We start from the raw sequence: 1,570 nt of genomic DNA, 5'->3' as shown, positions 1-1,570 counted from the left end.
GTGGGGGCCTGGCGTTGCCGCGGCCCGGGGGGCAGGGTCGCGACGAGGGTGGTCATCAGGTCGGGGTCGGTGCGCAGGTCGTCGGTGGTGACGAGGTGGTCGGACAGCTGTCCTGCCAGCGTGAGCACGTCGCGCGTCACCCGGCCGGGGGTCGATCCGGTCGTCAGGGGACTCTCCCACCTCGACACCACGTCGTGGGCGAGTTGGAAGGCGGCGGTGGGGGTGAGCAGCCGCGCGTCCGGTTCGACGGGGACGAGCAGCCCGTACGTCCCGAGCAGGGTCCCGGCGAACGCGTGGTAGGTCGAGATCTGTGGATCCTCGGTGCGGATGGCCTCCGCGATCCCGGGAGCGGCTCCCGGGCCCGTGCACAGGGGACTGCGCGCCAGCGCGTCGAGCCGCCGGCGGATGCGACGGGACAGCTGCTGCGCCGCCTTGCGGGTGAAGGTCAGCCCGAGGATCTCCCCCGGGCGGGCGTAGCCGTTCGCCACCAGCCACACCACGCGGGCGGCCATCGTCTCGGTCTTGCCGGCACCGGCTCCCGCCAGGACCAGCGTCGGTTCCGCCGGACCAGAGATCACCTCGGCCTGCTCTGCGGTCGGCCGGTGGATCCCGAGCGCGTCGGCGATGACGTCGGGCTCGATCATCGTGGTCACCCGATCACCTGCTCTCCCTCGGGCTGCGCCGGGCAGCTGGATCTCACGTCGCAGTGCTCACACCAGCGACCTACCCTCGCGGTGTAGGACGGCCCGATGGTCGCGCGGCCCGCTTCCGTCACCCGCCGGGTGAGTTCCTCCCCGGCCCCCGTCCCGAGCGGGTCCTGCATCCGTTCGGCCGGCATGCGTCCCTCCCTTCCCGCCAGGTAGAGCAGGAGCCCTCCGCCGGGGGCCCGCCCCGCCGCGGAGTCGACGGCCCCGGCGGCGACGGCGAGTTGGTAGAGGGCGAGCTGCGGGTGCACGGCGGCCTCGGCGTGGCTCGCCGCGGCCCGGGAGGTCTTCACGTCGACCGGGATCACCTGTCCCGCCGTGGTCGCCTCGAGCCGGTCGATCCGTCCGCGGACCCGCACCGGTCCGTCGACGTCGAACTCGAACGCCTCCTCGACCCCGGCGGTGGTGTACCGGTCGCGCGTTGAGGCACGCCACAGTCGGAAGGTCTCGGCCATCTCGACCATCGACTCCGCGCCCCGCTCGGCGAACCACCCACGGGCCATCGTGAGGGCTTCCGCCCGTCGCCGCACGGCCCCCCGCAGTGCGTCCTCCGAGATCCCTCCCTCCACCGCCTGTGTCAGCGCGTGGACCGCCGAGCCCCGGACGAGAGGGGCCGCCGATCCGGCATCCGAGGAGTCGCCTCGCACCTTCTGGAGGAACCACCGGAGGGGGCACTCCTCCAGGGCACCGAAACCGGAGGGTGAGAGGACCGCGAGGGGTTCGCCCGGCGTCGAGGTGACCACCGGGGTCGTCGAGGACGGCTCGGCCGCGCCGAACCAGGTCCGCGGGTCGGCGACCTCCACCCCGGCGTTGCGGAGCCCGGCGAGGAGTCCGGCCGCGTGCCGGGCGTCCGCGGGGTCGGTGGC

2 protein-coding genes are annotated in these 1,570 nt (G+C 74.1%); both read right to left on the bottom strand.

Annotated features, from left to right (window positions below; translation table 11 throughout):
* Window positions 1-644 (bottom strand): UvrD-helicase domain-containing protein (locus G6024_RS07245; RefSeq protein ID WP_194307310.1); only part of this gene is annotated, 644 nt, incomplete at its 3' end.
* A gap of 5 nt (window positions 645-649) precedes the next feature.
* Window positions 650-1,570 (bottom strand): RecB family exonuclease (locus G6024_RS07240; protein WP_182640332.1); only part of this gene is annotated, 921 nt, incomplete at its 5' end.

The organism is Dietzia maris (genome assembly GCF_014144855.1).
GTDB classification, from domain to species: Bacteria; Actinomycetota; Actinomycetes; order Mycobacteriales; family Mycobacteriaceae; genus Dietzia; species Dietzia kunjamensis.
Note: the sequence above shows the minus strand (reverse complement) of the source record. Positions and strands in the feature narration are given on the sequence as shown.